At 71.6% G+C, this 14,047-nt stretch carries 11 protein-coding genes and 1 pseudogene; 7 read left to right on the plus strand and 5 right to left on the minus strand.

Annotated features, from left to right (window positions below):
- The 3 genes and pseudogenes from ADK55_RS26250 to aroF form a co-directional block, all read right to left on the minus strand.
- Positions 1-321, minus strand: a pseudogene (locus tag ADK55_RS26250) (hypothetical protein); the annotation flags it as partial.
- Between the two features lie 2 nt (positions 322-323).
- Positions 324-1,421: a phenazine biosynthesis protein gene (locus ADK55_RS26255; RefSeq protein ID WP_053682280.1), complete on the minus strand. Its 1,098-nt coding sequence runs from the start codon at positions 1,419-1,421 to the stop codon at positions 324-326.
- A gap of 25 nt (positions 1,422-1,446) precedes the next feature.
- Complete coding sequence (gene aroF, locus ADK55_RS26260) at positions 1,447-2,517, minus strand: 3-deoxy-7-phosphoheptulonate synthase (protein WP_078999423.1); 1,071 nt, start codon at positions 2,515-2,517, stop codon at positions 1,447-1,449.
- A 405-nt stretch (positions 2,518-2,922) separates the two neighbouring features.
- Between aroF and ADK55_RS26265 the strand changes: the two genes are divergently transcribed.
- From ADK55_RS26265 to ADK55_RS26295, 7 genes are all read left to right on the plus strand, one after another.
- Positions 2,923-3,588: a cyclase family protein gene (locus ADK55_RS26265; RefSeq protein ID WP_234350249.1), complete on the plus strand. Its 666-nt coding sequence runs from the start codon at positions 2,923-2,925 to the stop codon at positions 3,586-3,588.
- 159 nt (positions 3,589-3,747) lie between these two features.
- A complete protein-coding gene (locus ADK55_RS26270; RefSeq protein ID WP_053682283.1) occupies positions 3,748-5,094 on the plus strand; it encodes an aldehyde dehydrogenase family protein in 1,347 nt (448 codons plus the stop codon).
- A 61-nt stretch (positions 5,095-5,155) separates the two neighbouring features.
- Entirely contained in the window at positions 5,156-6,256 is a 1,101-nt protein-coding gene (locus ADK55_RS26275; RefSeq protein ID WP_053682308.1) for a hypothetical protein, read from the plus strand.
- Positions 6,257-6,298: 42 nt separating this feature from the next.
- The gene (locus ADK55_RS26280; RefSeq protein WP_053682284.1) at positions 6,299-7,498 is read left to right on the plus strand and encodes an ATP-grasp domain-containing protein; all 1,200 of its coding nucleotides are present in this window, start codon (positions 6,299-6,301) and stop codon (positions 7,496-7,498) included.
- A gap of 42 nt (positions 7,499-7,540) precedes the next feature.
- Positions 7,541-8,797, plus strand: a complete 1,257-nt coding sequence (locus ADK55_RS26285) for an ATP-grasp domain-containing protein (RefSeq protein WP_053682285.1) — start codon at positions 7,541-7,543, stop codon at positions 8,795-8,797.
- Positions 8,798-8,850: 53 nt separating this feature from the next.
- On the plus strand, positions 8,851-10,116 hold the full coding sequence (locus ADK55_RS26290; protein ID WP_053682286.1) for an MFS transporter: 1,266 nt from the start codon (positions 8,851-8,853) through the stop codon (positions 10,114-10,116).
- A 96-nt stretch (positions 10,117-10,212) separates the two neighbouring features.
- Positions 10,213-11,589 carry a hypothetical protein gene (locus ADK55_RS26295; RefSeq protein WP_053682287.1) on the plus strand — a complete coding sequence of 459 codons (1,377 nt, stop codon included), beginning with the start codon at positions 10,213-10,215 and terminating at the stop codon, positions 11,587-11,589.
- Between the two features lie 101 nt (positions 11,590-11,690).
- Here the strand turns inward: ADK55_RS26295 and ADK55_RS26300 are convergent, their stop codons facing one another.
- Together ADK55_RS26300 and ADK55_RS26305 are read right to left on the minus strand one after the other, a co-directional pair.
- Positions 11,691-13,055, minus strand: coding sequence for an FAD-binding oxidoreductase (locus ADK55_RS26300; protein ID WP_053682288.1), 1,365 nt, complete (start codon positions 13,053-13,055; stop codon positions 11,691-11,693).
- Between the two features lie 41 nt (positions 13,056-13,096).
- Entirely contained in the window at positions 13,097-14,044 is a 948-nt protein-coding gene (locus tag ADK55_RS26305; RefSeq protein ID WP_199826629.1) for an ArsR/SmtB family transcription factor, read from the minus strand.
- Between the last annotated feature and the right edge of the window lie 3 nt (positions 14,045-14,047).

Below are 14,047 nucleotides of genomic sequence, written 5' to 3' on the forward strand. Positions count from 1 at the left end.
CTGCCGTGTGTCGCCGGGGGGGACGAGGGACAGGGGGGGGGCCCAACGGGGGAGGGGGAGGGCCCCGGTGTGGCGGGGCCGGTGGGGGGCGAGCCGTAACGTGGCGAGCAGGCTCTCCAGGTCGCGGTGATCGAGGGCGCGGTCGTACGGCGCGGGCTCGACCGGGGCGCCGAGCGGCGGCGTGAGCGGCAGGGTGGCCACCGGGGCGGCGACCGCCGGCGTGATCGCCGGGTCGGCCGCCGGGTCCGTGAGGGACCGTGGCGCGGTGAGCGAGTCCGGCGCCGAGAGGGACTGCGGCGCGGTCAGGGAGGGTGTCGCCATGCTCAGTACACCCCTTCGATGGCGGTCGGGCCGCCTTCGACGGTGAGCGGCTGGACATCGGCCAGGCCGTCCTGGGGGTACTTCGACGTCGGGGTGACGCGGAGCACGGAGTCACGCTCCAGGGTCCACGGCAGCAGCAGGTCACGGGAGACGAGGCTGATCCGGGCCTGGCCGCGCTCGCCGTAGCCGACCTGGGTGTCGGTGTTGTCGGGGTCGACGACCGTCACGCGGCTGAACGGGTGGAAGGGCACGAAGACGCAGCGTTCCTCGTCGGGTTCGCCGGTGCGGGGGCGCTGCGGGGCGATGCCCATCATGGTGTTGCCGTACAGGCCGACGACGGTGGCCTGCGGGAAGAGCTCCTCCTCGAAGACGCTGAGGGTCTCGGGGCTGACGCTGGTGCCGGCCCAGATGATGCCGCGCACCTTGTCCTGGACGAGGTCGAGCAGTTTCTCGTCGGCGGCGATGGCCTCCAGGACCGGCGGGGGGGCGAAGAGCACGGAGACGGGCTGGGTGGCCAGGATGTCCTGGGCCTGCGCCAGGATGTGCTTGACGTAGCGGCCCGCCTCCTCGGCGCGCCCCTGCTTCACGCTGCTCTTGACCCAGCGCGGGTCGAAATCGATGTAGTGGCAGAAGGTGCCGCGCTGTTGGGCCAGCAGGCCGACGGAGCGTCCGACGATGTGCGGTCCGGTGGGGCCGATGTGCAGCCAGTGGCCGTCGCCCTCGCCGGGCATGCCGTGGTCGGCGAGGACCTCGCTGACCCACAGGACGCCGTTGCGGCGGGACCGGGATTCGACGATGCGCTTGGGGCGGCCGGTGGTGCCGCCGCTGTCGAACACCTGGAAGTCCCAGCCCTGCCGGCCGATTCCGGCCGGGACGAGCGCGTCGACGGGTATGTCCCGCCATTCCTCGCTGACGTCGGGGAAGAGGGCGAGGTCCTCCCAGGTCCTGATGTCCGTCAGCGGGTCGAAGTCCAGCGCCGCGGCGCGCTTCACCCAGTACGGGGAGCCGGTCGCGGGAGAGAAGTGCCATTGCATGGCGGCGCGGATGAACTCGTCCGGCGCGAGATCGGCGGTGAAGGGTTCGACGGTGTCGTCCAACATGTTCTTGTCTCCAGGAGGGGGCGGGTCAGACCGAGGCGAGGGAGTGCGCCCGCGTGGGCGCCATCGTCCGGCCGACGGCTTCCACGACGGGCGTGAGCCGGGTCATGACGTCGGCGAACTGTTCACCACTGAGCGCCTGGGCTCCGTCGCACATCGCGTTGCGCGCGTCCGTGTGCACGTCGATGATCAGGCCGTCGGCGCCGCAGGCCGCCGCGGCCAGGGACATCGGCGCGACCAGGTGGGGCTTTCCGGTGCTGTGGCTGGGGTCGACGATCACCGGCAGGTGCGTGAGCCGCTTCGCCTCGGCCACGGCGCTGAGATCCAGGGTGAACCGGGTGCTGCGGTCGTAGCTGCGGATGCCGCGCTCGCACAGGACGACGTCGCCGTTGCCCACGTGCAGCAGGTACTCGGCCGCGAGCAGCCACTCCTCGATGGTGGCGGACATGCCGCGCTTGAGGAGGACGGGCCGACCGGAGGCGCCGGCCTCGCGGAGCAGCTCGAAGTTCTGCATGTTGCGGGTGCCGATCTGGAGCATGTCGCTCTCCTCGGCGACGAACTCGACGTCCTTCGGCGTGACCACCTCGGTGACGACGGGGAGGCCGGTGCGCTTGCGCTGCTCCGCGAGGAGGGTCAGGCCCGCGAGTCCCAGCCCCTGGAAGCTGTAGGGGGAAGTACGCGGTTTGAACGCGCCGCCGCGCAGCATGACCGCGCCGCTTCCGACGACGGTGTCGACGGCCGCATTCATCTGCGTCACGTTTTCGACCGCGCACGGGCCGGCGATGACGACGAATTCCGGCCCTCCGAAGACGGCACTCGTGAGGGCGCCCACCCGCACGTGGCTATTTTCCGGCCGGAAGACCCTGCTGGTCAGTCGCTGCACGCCCGGGACCACGACGACGCGCTCCACGGCCGGCAGATTTTCGACAATAGAAATCAATTCGGAAGTTCCGGTTCCCTCACTGATGAGCATTGAGGAATCCATTACCGAACTCTCCATGGCGGACAATCCATGGGCGTGAAGCATTTCCTTCACGGATTCAATCTCTTCACGCGTGGCGTGCGGACGCAATACCACAATCACGATGATGCCTTCCATGGGATCAATCGCCGGGATTTCGCACTTCAGATTGCGGCGAGGCTAGCGCACAGATATTTGGGCGAGCAACCGCTAGAAATGGAGCCCGCTCCTCCGTAACTCGTTTCAGGACAGCGGGCGTTCATGGCCAGAAACGTTCGTAGACAACGGGGTTGGGGCCCACACAAATGGAAGCGTTAAATCCATAAAGAAGTGCCTGGCAGGCTGTAGTCCGACCCCTTCCACTGTGGTAGAAAGTCATGCCGCGGTGAAGGCGACAGCACACCCGGGACTTCTCCCTTTGGTCACTTAAGCGACATGGCTCACCGCCATTGCCTCGCCGACCGCTGTGCTAGCTTCCGCAATGTTCCCGCGAGAGCGGGAGCCGAGATGTACGCCGCTTGATCAATGGAGTAGATCGTGAAGATGATTGACATTAGCCAGGGCTGGCACGAGGGCATGCCCTCCTACGACGCCCCCTGGTACCCGAAATTCGGGATCCGTCGGGCCATGACCCCGGAGACGGACCCGGCCAAGGGTGGGCGGACATTCTCGGATCTGCAGATATTCCCGCACAACGGGACACACGTGGAGTCGGGGTACCACTTCTTCGAGGACCGCGAGAAGATCGACGAGGTCCCCCTGGAGACCTTCGTCGGCCGCGCGTGCGTGGCCGATCTGTCGCACAAGCGGGATCTGGATCCGGTCACCGGCGAGGACCTGGAGGAGGCGCTGCGCGACGTGTGGCAGCCCGGCGACCGGCTGCTCATCCGCACCGACCACCCGAACCGCTACCTGGGCCGCGAGGACTACTGGGACAAGCCCCCGTACCTCACCCTGTCCTCGGCCGACTGGATGGTCGACAACGGCGCGACCCTCGTCGGGATGGACTGCATCACCGAGCGCCCCGACGACCGCAGCGGCCAGGTGCACCGCCGTCTGCTGGCCGCGGGCATCCCGATCCTGGAGAACATCCAGAGCCTCGACCAGATCACCAACCCGATCGTCCAGTTGATGGCGCTTCCGATCAAGGTCGCCGGTGTGGAGGCCGCCCCGTCGCGTGCCGTGGTCTTCGACGGATGGCAGTTCTGAGGCTCCCGAAGCCCCGAAACAGCCCGCGCGCACAGGGAGTTCGCATGACCGGCGGGTCCACGGCCGCCGCCCCCACCGGGGCCGGGGCCGTGGGCTGCCCGCCACGGGCGATCCGGACGGCCGGTCTCGCCCGGCCCGTACCCGAGGAGTTGGTCTGACATGACGCTCGCCATACCCGTGCTCCGGGACGGACGGGAGCGGACCTCCCGGGACACCCGCGTCCTGAACGGCGTCGACGGCGTCCCGCTCGCCACGGTCCACGAAGCGCCCGCCCTGGTGACGAGGTTGACCGTGAAGGCCATGCGCCAGGCGCCGCGCATGGCACCGGACGAACGCCTGGCGGTGCTCGCCAAGGCCGGGGCCCTCTTCGGCTCGGCCACGCTGGGCGGTGTGACGCCCGAGGAGTACTGCCGGGTCCAGGCGCTGGCCTCCGGTGTTCCCGTCGACGTGGCCCGGCGGACGCTCGGCCGCATCGGCGACGACTGCGCGCGGCTCGGCGAGGTCGTCGACCGGCAGGCGCCGGTCGGAGCCGGTGCCACCGCCCGGTGGGTCCGCCGCGGCTCCGTCTTCGGCGTCGTGGCCCCCAGCAACCACCCGGCCACGCACGGCGCGTGGCTCCAGGCCATCGCCATGGGCTACAAGGTCCTGGTGCGCCCCGGGGCGCGCGACCCGTTCACCCCGCTGCGGCTGGTGCGGGCGCTGCTGGAGGCCGGTCTGGAACCGGGTTGGATCAGTCTGCTGCCCGGTCCCCACGCCGCCGCCGACACCCTGGTGGAGACCGCCGACCTGTCGCTGGTCTACGGCAGCGAGTCCACCGTGGCCCGGCTGCGCGGCAACGACCGGGTACTGGTCCGCGGCCCCGGCCGCAGCAAGATCCTCGTGGACGGTCCGCTCGACGAGGCGACCCTGGACCACCTGGTGGCCGAGATCTCGGCGGACGGCGGCGTGCGCTGCACGAACACCACCGCCGTCCTCACCTCGGGCGATCACCGGGCACTGGCCGAGGCCCTCGCGGAGCGCCTTGCCGGACTCCCGGCCCACCCCGTCACCGACGACCGGGCGGTCCTGCCCGTACGACCGCGGCGGGAGGGGGAAGGCCTGCGGGCGGCCCTCGACCTGGCCGCGGCGGGCGCGCCGGACCTGGTCGCGCGCCACCACGAGGACGGTCCGCTGCCGCTCGTCGCCGCGGACGCGGTGGCGCTGCGTCCCGCCGTGATGTGCGTGGACCGCTCCGACCATCCGGGGTTGGCGACCGAACTCCCCTTCCCCTGCGTGTGGGTGGCCCCTTGGCGGCGCTCGGAGGGGGTGGGCCCGCTGGACGACTCGCTGGCCCTGACCCTGCTCACCGACGACTCCGCGCTCGTCGCCGAGGCCCTGGAGTCCCCCGGTGTCCGCACCGTGCTGCACGGCAGGGTCCCCGGCTGGTGGAAGGACCCGTTCCTGCCGCACGACGGTTATCTGGGGCAGTTCCTCAAAGAGGCTCGCGGTTTCGCCGCGCCGTCCTGACACCCGCGGGCCCGCGCCCGGCCTTCCCCACGGCAATTCCGAACGTTCTGAGGTGACCGACATGTTTGCTGCCTGCCCTGACATCCCGATCGTGGTGCTTCCCGCGAACAACCTGGTGCGGGCCGCCGCCCGACCCGCCGAGCGGGTCGAGACGGCCCTGACCGCCGCGATCGAGCAGCTGACGCACCTGCACGCCGCACTGCTCGACCCGCAGGGGGCGAGCCCGGCCGCGACGGCGGCCATGGACGCGGCGGTGGAGGGGGTGGGCCGGCTCGCCGCCGAGGCCCGCGTCGCCCCCATGGACGCCGCGGCGCTGACGCCGATCGTCCCCAACCACGAGTACTTCGGGGTCAGGACGGCGCCGATCGACGACGCCCGCCTCGTCTCCGAGGTGACGACGATCGTCGCTCGGGCGCTCACCGACCTGCGCGTGGCCCGGCTCGACCTCAACGACCAGGCCGCCGTGGTCCTGTCGATGGTCCGGATCCTGCGCGGTCTGCTCGCGGCCGACGGCTCCCCCGCCGCGCCGTCTCCGACCGGCGAGGACGCGGCGGAGGTCGACGCCCCGTACTCCGTGGGCTCGGACGAGCTGACCCGATGGGTCATCACCCACCACTTCTACTTCGTCCTGAACCTCGCGGCGGCCGACGCCGTCTCGCGGGCGATCACCGCCCTGAAGGCGCTGGACCGCGACACGGCGCTCGCCGCCGTGGAGGAGGCCATCGTCCTCGTGCGCGGTTTCACCGCGGCGATGCTGCACTCCGGGGACATGTCGGCGGCCTGCTACGGCGCCGTGGTCCGGCCCACCATGGCCGCGCCCGCCTGCCCGGTCGCGCTCACCGGCCGTACCCAGCCCGAACACAAGGCCTTCCGCAAGGCCATGCGGAACCTGATCAAGGTGTCCGCGGAGCCGTTCGCGAAGCTGGCCGCGGCCGATCCGGAACTGGCCGCCGCGCGCGACGCGTTGCTGGAGGCCGACCTCCAGGACATCGAGAAGCACGTCATCATCACCGCCAAGCTCGTCGGCGACGACCGCTCGATCGTGCAGGGCGAGGACTCCGAGAGCGCCATCGCCGTACTGCGCACGATGCGGCACGCCCGCGCGGAGTCGTACCGCGACCTGATGCGGTTCGGCGACACGGTCACCCTCATCGGGGGCTGACGCATGGTTCCCACGACACCGCTCCCCCTGGAAGGTTCCGAGATGGCTCCGCGCATCGCCCTGCTGGGCGGCCGACCGAGTGTGTTGAAGTCCGCGTCCGACCTCGGTTGCGAGGTGGTGCTGATCCAGACCCCGGGCGTGTACGACCCGGAGGCCGCCGCCGCGTACTGCGTACAGGTCGTCGACACCCCGCTCGTCGACCAGGAGGCGGCGGTCGCCGCCGGTCGCGAGGTGTTCGCCGAGCAGCCGGTGGTGCGGTTCTTCTCGCCCGCCGAGCTGGGCCTGGTCGCCGCCGCCCGGTTGAACGAGGAGTTCGGTCTCGGCGGCAACTCGGTGGAGACCGTCCGGCTGCTCAAGGACAAGGCCGCCATGCGCGAGCGGCTGGCCGAGGTGGGTCTCTCCCCCGTCCGCTTCCGCGTCGTGGAGAGCGAGGCGGAGCTGTTGGAGTTCGTCACCGAACTCGCGGGCCCGGTGATGATCAAGCCGCTGGACTACGGCGGCAGCCGCGACGTCCACCGGGTCGACGGGCCCGACCGGGTCCCGGAGATCTGGCGGAAGGTCGAGGCGGTCGGGCGCAGCCGCATGCTGGCCGAGGAGTTCCTGTCCGGTCACGAGGTCAGCGTCGAGGGCTTCTCGCAGGACGGCGTCCACACGGTCGTCGCGGTGACGGACAAGCTGCTGGGCGAGGGCGGATCCGGCTTCATCGAGGCGGGCCACTCCGTCCCGGCCCGGGTGGACGAGGCGACCCGGGCGGGGATCGTGGACCTGACGGGGCGGCTGCTCGACGCGGTCGGCCTGGTCGAAGGGCCCTCGCACACCGAGATCATGATCACCGGCGCGGGTCTGCGGATCATCGAGTCGCACAACCGGGCGGGCGGCGACAACATCCCCGAACTGGTGCGCCTCGCCTACGGCGTGGACCTGGTCCGGGCCGCGGTGGCGGTGCCGCTCGGCCTGGAGGCGTGGGAGCCCGAGGTCCCCGAGGCCACCGCGGGCGCGGCGATCAGGTTCCTGATCGCCGAGCCGGGCATCGTGACCGACGTCGAGGTGCCGACCGAGGTGGAGGAGGGCGTCACCCTCGCCGTCCAGGCCGTGCCCGGCACCGTGGTGCCCCCGCTCACCTGGTCCGTGGACCGGGTCTGCGGCCATGTGATCGCCGTCGGCGCCGATGCCGCCGAGGCCGTCGCCCGCTGCGAGAAGACGGTCGCCGCCATCGAGATCAGGACCAGGCCGGTCGGCTGACGCGGCTCCGTCACACGTCCACATCCACAGCTGAGGTAAGTAATGAGTGGTGACACCGTTCCCCGTACGGTCGTGATCGTCGACGCGTACGCGAGCGCACGCTGCCTGGCGCCGCTGTTCCGGGCCCGGGGCTACGCCTGCGTCCACGTGCAGAGCACCCCCACGATTCCGCCCGCGTACGAACGGAGCTTCCGGCCGGAGGACTTCGTCGTCAACATCGTCCACGACGGGAACGTCTCCCGGACGGCCGCGGCCATCGCCGCGCACGCCCCCAAGGGGCTGGTGCCCGGCGTGGAGCGGGCGGTCGTCCTCGCCGACCGGCTGAGCGAGGAACTCGGCCTGCCGGGCAACGGGACCGCGCTGAGCGCGGCCCGCCGCGACAAGTACCGCATGATCGAGACGGTCAGGGAGGCCGGAGTCCCCGGCACCGACCAGGTGCTGGCCGCCGACCTGGACACCCTGCTGCGGTGGTACGAGAAGGCCGACGGCCGTGTGGTGCTCAAGCCGGTGAGCAGCGCGGGCAGCGACGGCGTCCACTTCTGCGACACCGTCGAGGAGGTGCGGGCCGCGTTCGAGGCCCTCCTCGGCAGCACGAGCGCGCTGGACCAGGACAATCACGCGGTGCTGGCGCAGGAGTACCTCGTCGGCAGCGAGTACATAGTGAACACGGTGAGCCTGGACGGCCGGCACTACGTCAGCGACATCTGGAAGATGCACCACCTCAGCGCGAACGGCGTGCGGGACCTGCCCGCCGGCGCCGAGCTGATGACACGTCACGGCGTGGAGCAGGAGCAGCTGGTGGAGCACACGCTGCTGGTCCTCGACGCGCTGGGCATCCGCAACGGCCCGGCGCACACCGAGCTGAAGCTGACGCCCCGGGGCCCGCGGCTGGTGGAGACGGGCACCCGCGTCTGCGGGGCCGATGTGCACGTACCGGTCGAGGCGGCCATCGGCGAGAGCCAGTTGGACTGGACCGTCGACGCGTGCATCGATCCCGAGCGGTTCGCGCAGCGGTGGGAGAGCGGCTACGAGCTGAACCGGCACGCCCGGGTCGTCAACATGGTCTCGCCGGCCGAGGGCGAGCTCGTCGGGTACCCCAGAATGGCCGAACTGCGGGCGCTGGAGAGCTTCCACGACGTGCTGTTCCGCGTCACCCCCGGCAACCCCGTCTTCCGGTCCGTCGACGACTGGACGTTCCCGCTGCGGGTGTACCTGCTGCACGAGACCGCGAGCACCGTGGCCCGTGACGCGCTGACCACGCGGTACATGGACGGGGACGGCTTCTACGACATCACCTGAGACGTCTTGGCCGGCGGTCCCCTCCCGCCACCGCACCCCACTTTTGGAGATCCATGTCCTTCCTGCGCCCTCGGTTTCCCGGTGAGCGCGCCCTGGCCGCCGGGATCGCGATCGACGCGACCGGCAACGGGATGTACGTCCCGTTCAGCCTGGTGTTCTTCCTCCACGTCACCGGATTGCCGCTGGCGCTGATCGGCCTGGTGCTCACCGTCACCGGGCTGATCGGCATCGCCGCGCTGCCGGTGGCGGGCATCGCCGTCGACCGCTTCGGCGCGCGGAGGGTGCAACTCTTCCTGTACGTCCTGCGCGGGCTCAGTTTCGCCTGCTTCCCGCTCGCCCACTCGCTGCCCGCCTTCGCCGCGGTGGCGATGCTGGCCGCGATCGGCACCCGGGCCTTCCCCGCCGCCCTCCAGGCCAGGATCGGGGAACTCGTCGACGGCGAGAACCGGGACCGGATGCAGGCGCTCAGCCGCAGCCTCGGCAACGCCGGACTGGGCATCGGCACCCTGATCGCCTCGCTGCTCATCGCCACGTCGGGGGATTCCGGCTACATCGCCGCCGCCTTCCTGAACGCGGCGAGCTTCCTCGTCGCGGCGGTGTTGGCCGCGCGTACGCCGATCACCGCGCCGGCCGCCCGGGCCCGGGCCGACAAGAGCGGCGGGTACCGGCTGGTCGCCAAGGACCGACCGTTCCTGACGCTGACCCTCGCGAACCTGCTGGTGGCGTTCGGCTACACCTCGCTCAGCGTGTTGTTGCCCGTCTACGCCGTCGACTGGCTGCACCTGCCCCAGGGGCTCACCGGTGTCGCGTTCGTGGTCAACACCGCGCTCTGCGCCACCGTCTCCGTGCCGGTCGCCGCCTTCGCCCGGCGCCGCTTCACGACCCGTACCCGGGCGGCGGCGGCCGGGGCGGCGCTGTTCGGGACCGGTTTCATCGGGCAGATCGTGCTCGGCACGCTGCGCCCGGAGAACGTGCGGGTGCTGTTGGCCGGGCTGCTGGCGGCCGTGATCGTCATGACGGTGGGCGAGATGGTGCACAGCACCTTCTCTGGCTCGCTGGCCCAGGCCGCGGCGCCGGAGGCGCTGCGCGGGCGGTACCTCGCCGGGTACCAGCTGTCCTGGTCCCTGGCGTACGCACTCGCGCCGACCCTGTTCACCGCCCTGATCACCCTCGACGGCCGGTTGCCCTGGGTGCTGGTCGCGTCCACGACCCTGCTGGGCGCGGGCCTCCTCCTGCGCGTCGAGCGCTCTCTGCGCCCGGAGGTCGTCGCCTTTCCCGCGCCGCCCGTCGAGAGCAAGGCTGCCGCCGCGAGCCGCTGACCGCCGGACCGGCCCCGGCACGACCGATCGGCGCGCGCCGGTCATCACCTGACAACCAATCGACCCACATCGCACAGAAGTCAGAAAGAGGTTCGCATGGATCGCGTCGCCTTGACCGAGGAGTACCTGGCCGAGCTGGCCGGCGGCAACCTGAAGACGAGCGAGCTGCTGGGAGGACTGCCGCAGAACAAGATCCTCAACAGCGACAAGCCCAACGGCATGGGGTCGTGGCTCTCGCGGCCCCTGTTCCTCGGCCGCGACGAGCACACCCGACTCGCGGGTGACCTGGACAACCTGCTGAACGCCCTGTCCAGCCTCCCCGACCGCCTCTTCGGCGGGGACTTCGCCGCGTTCGCGAGCGCGGGCGGCCTGAACGAGGTGCAGGTCGCCGCCGTCATGCGCAACCGGGGCGCGAGGATGACCCGCCAGACCCGGGCGGACCTGATCTGCGACGAGGCCGGCTTCAAGCTGCTGGAGTTGAACATCGGCAGCGCGGTCGGCGGCATGGACAACGTGGACGTGTGTCGTGAGCTGCTCGCGCACCCGGTGCTCGCGGAGTTCGCCGAGCGGCACGGGCTCACCTTCATGGACTCGCTGCGCGAGCAGGTCAACAACATCCTGGTGGAGAGCGGGTTCGCCCCGGGGGACCGCCCGGTGGTCGCGCTGACGGAGTGGCCGAGCGTCTTCGAGGACGAGATCCCGTACATGACGCAGTTGTGCGAGCGCTGGGGCGAACTGGGCCTGGACGCCTCCCCCTGCCACCTCGGGCAGCTGGAGGTGCGCGACGGTCGGGTGTGGCTCGGCGAGAAGCCGGTGGACATCATCGTGCGCACGTTCCTGATCCGGGACCTGCTGACTCCCGGCGCGGAGGAGCTGACCGCGCCCGTCTTCGACGCGGCGAACCGGGGCGAGGTCAAGATCTTCACCCCGCTGGACACCACCGCGTACGCCAGCAAGGGCGCCCTCGCGATGCTGTCGGACGAGGAGAACCGCGGGCTGTTCAGCGCCGAGGAGCTGGCCAGTCTGGACCGCATCCTGCCGTGGACGCGGATGGTGCGGCCGGGTCTGGTGACCCTGGAGAACGGTGAGCGCGTCGACCTCGTCTCCTACGCCGTGGAGCACCAGACGGACCTGGTGCTGAAGCCGACGTCGCTGTCCGGCGGCAAGGGGGTCGTACTCGGCTGGTCCGACGACCTGACGCCCGAGCAGTGGCGGGAGCAGATCGCCCTGGCGCTGGAGAGCCCGTACGTCATCCAGCGCAGGATCCGCTCCGTCCTGGAGTCGGTGCCCGTGGACGAGGACGGCACCCTGGGTCGGTTCCGGCCGGTGTGGGGCGTGGTCACGGGTGTCAACGGCTTCACCGGCGCCAGTGTCCGGGCCATCCCGGAAGCCGCCGGGGACGTCGTGGTGAACGTGGTGAACGGGGCGCACGTGGGCGGGGTGCTGCACCAGACGGCCGGTTCCGGCGCCTGACCCCGCCCACCGGCCTCGTCGGCCCCCGGCTCCGTGGTGACACGGTGTCGGGGGCCTTCGCGCGCGGTGGGGCCGGTCGGTCGGGCCCCGCCCTCGGGGCGTCAGTCGCGGTCGGGGAAGAGGGTGTGCGGGCTGAGCAGGTGGTCGGGGTCCAGGGCCGCCTTCACGGAACGCATGACGGCGATGTCCGCGGCGGACCGGGTGAGGTGCAGGTGGCGGGACTTGGCCCGGCCGATCCCGTGCTCGGCGCTGATGCTGCCGCCGGCGGCGGCCACGCGGCCGAGCACGGCCTCGGTGACCGCCTCCTCGTCGTCCGGCGCGACGTCGAGGAGGTTGACGTGCACGTTGCCCTCGGCGAGGTGGCCGAAAAGGTACGGCGTGGCCCGGCCGGCGAGCAGGGCGGGCAGCTCGGCGGCGAACGCGGGGAGATCGGCGAGGGGGACGGTGACGTCCAGTTTCAGCGGGATCCCGGCGGCGTTCAGGGACTCGGTGTGCCGTTCGCGGTAGGCGGCGAGCCGGCGGCTGTCGGAGGCCGTCCGGGCGACGGCCACCTCCCGTGCGGGCGCCTTCTCCAGTGCGTCGGCGAGTTCCTCGGCCGGGCCGCGCCGGCCCGCGCACTCGACCAGCAGGTAGACGGGGTGGGTGGTGCGGAAGGGAGCGGGGAGTCCGCTCTTGTCCAGGACGAGGGCCAGGCCGTCGGCCGTGAAGAACTCGACCAGTTCGAGGGATTCGAGCCGGCGCAGGTCCGTCAGGAGACTGACGGCGGCGTCGAGCGAGTCGAGGGCGAGCAGGGCGGTGACCCGTCGGGGCAGGTGCGGGACCAGTGCGAGTCGGGCCCGGGTGATGACGGCCAGGGTGCCCTCGCTGCCGACCAGCAGGCCGGTGAGGTCGTAGCCGGTGTTGTCCTTGGGCAGACCGGCCAGCCGGTCCAGGACGCTGCCGTCGGCGAGGACCGCTTCCACTCCGACGACGTTGGCGCGCGTGGTGCCGTACCGCACGACGCGTTCGCCGCCCGCGTTGGTGGCGATCATGCCGCCCAGGGTGGCCGAGTCACGGGAGGCCAGGTCGACCCCGAACTCCAGCTCCCGCGAGGCGACGTGCCGCCGCACCGCGGCGAGCGGGACGCCCGCGCCGACCGTGACCCGGCGCGCGGCCACGTCGATCGGTCCGAGTGCGGTGAGCCGGCGCGTCGAGAGGACGACTTCGGTTCCGGAAGGGTCGGGGACCGAGCCGCCGACCAGGCCGGTGTTGCCGCCCTGCGGGACGATCGGGACGCCTGCGGCGTGGCACGACCGCATCACCTCGGCGACCTGGGCGGTGTCGGCGGGGCGCACCACCAGCCGGGACCGGCCGACCCAGCGGCCGGTGAAATCGCTCTCGTGGGAGGCGCGCAGCGACGGGTCGGTCAGCACGTGGGCGTCCCCGACCACGGCCGAGAGCCGGGTGGCGAGCGGGTCGGGTTCCATGGGGGGTCGGTCGGTCCTCTCGGTCCTGGGGGGCTTGCCGATCAGGTGGGGGCGCCGGCGAGGATGGATTCCCCGACGGTGGTGCGGGCGTAGAGCACCGAGCGGCCGGCCCGGTGGGCGCTGACCAGACCCGCGTCGCGCAGCGCCGTGAGGTACTGGGACACCCCGGCCGTGGATATGCCGGTGCGGTGGGCCAGTTCGGTGGTGGACGCCGGAGCGTCGAGCTCGGTCAGCAGCAGGGTTCGTGAGCGGCCGAGCACGGCGGCGATGGCGTCGGTCCGGGCGACCGGCCGGGACTCCCACAGCGGGCCGATCCCCCGTGCCGGGTAGGCGAGTTGGGGCGGATCCGGCAGTCTCACCCGGGTCAGGACCCGGGGTCCGGCGAAGGCCGAGGGGACCAGCAGCAGGCCCGCGCCCGCCGTCTTGCGGGACAGGGTCCGCTGCCGGCGGACCATCCGCAGCCCGTTGTCGACCCAACTCAGCGACACGTGGAGTTCGTTGAAGAGGCGGCCGGCGCCGTGCTCGGCGACCTGCCGGGCCCGGTGGAAGACGTCGGCTTCGAGCACGGTCCGGATCCGGGCCCAGTAGGGGGCGAGCGCCAGTTCCCAGTACGCCTCGATCTCCTCGCAGACACGTGCCAACTGGGGCCGCGGCTCGGCGTACAGGGCCCGCAACCGGGGCCCGCGCGAGCTCATGTGCTTCTCCAAGTGGTCGAGGTCCTGGCGGACCCGCTCGTCCGGCTCCTCCCGGATCGCCGCCAGTTCCTCCACGAGGGTGGGCGCCGCGCCGGGGGGCGCGGGGGTGAGGAAGTCGGGGAGGTAGCGCGCGGGCGGGATCAGCTCGGCGAGCCAGCCCCGGTCCAGGCCCGCCGCCTCGACGCGTGGCCGCACCTGTTCGACCCAGGGCCCGTGGACGGGGTGGGCGAGGCCGGAGCGCAGCAACCGGAAGCTGGTCACGACCTCCCACATCGGAGAGACGGCGAACCGCATCTG

This window comes from Streptomyces sp. WM4235, from assembly GCF_001279725.1.
GTDB lineage: Bacteria > Actinomycetota > Actinomycetes > Streptomycetales > Streptomycetaceae > Streptomyces.